This is a genomic window from Photorhabdus cinerea, from assembly GCF_011189575.1.
Classification (GTDB): Bacteria; Pseudomonadota; Gammaproteobacteria; order Enterobacterales; family Enterobacteriaceae; genus Photorhabdus; species Photorhabdus cinerea.
Genome location: NZ_PUJW01000141.1, coordinates 1 through 549, shown reverse-complemented (window position 1 = coordinate 549; position 549 = coordinate 1). Strand labels below are relative to the sequence as shown.

Here is a 549-nt window from a genome sequence, read left to right as displayed (position 1 = left end):
ATCGGCCTGAAGTTGGTAAACGAGCGCTTTCAGTGGGTCAATATCATCGGGCAGGTCAATCATCACTCAGGCTCTCAGGGGAAAAGCCTGAGTGTGACTGCGCAACGGGATCGTGCAAGTCCAAAAACAGGATCAGTGTCACCGATCACACTTTTAATCCCCGTAGGGGCTGATGCGCACGGGGATGTGCTAACGCCAGCCCGTCGATGGATTTTCGCCTGTCGGTATGACCGGATACCAGATAAATTGTGCCGACCAGTATCATCGCAGCGCCTCAATCCAGTGGCGGATTTGCGCGGTGGATAACCTGGCCGGCCACTCAGCCCGGAGTCCGTTGGGCAGAAAGAGCGTGACGGTGTATCCGGCCTCGGAATGCTCCTCAACCACAACGGGATGCAGGCGTTGGGGCTCGTGCTGTTGCCGGAGCTTTTTTGTCCAATAGTAAAATGTGGCTGGATTAATCTCATGGTGCTGGCAAAACGCCGTCACCGTTAGCCCGCTCTGCTTTTGGGAAGCAATAACTGCCGCCCAGTGTTGCTGTTTTTCAGT

At 55.0% G+C, this 549-nt stretch carries 2 protein-coding genes; one reads left to right on the top strand and one right to left on the bottom strand.

What is annotated here, in order from left to right; all coding sequences use genetic code 11:
- A partial coding sequence (locus tag C5469_RS23055; RefSeq protein WP_166311040.1) for a hypothetical protein occupies window positions 1-306 on the top strand: 306 nt, incomplete at its 5' end.
- Here the strand turns inward: C5469_RS23055 and tnpA are convergent.
- Window positions 262-549: IS66 family insertion sequence element accessory protein TnpA (gene tnpA, locus C5469_RS23050; protein ID WP_166311038.1), on the bottom strand; the 288-nt coding region annotated here is incomplete at its 5' end. The two genes, C5469_RS23055 and tnpA, sit on opposite strands and share 45 nt — an antisense overlap.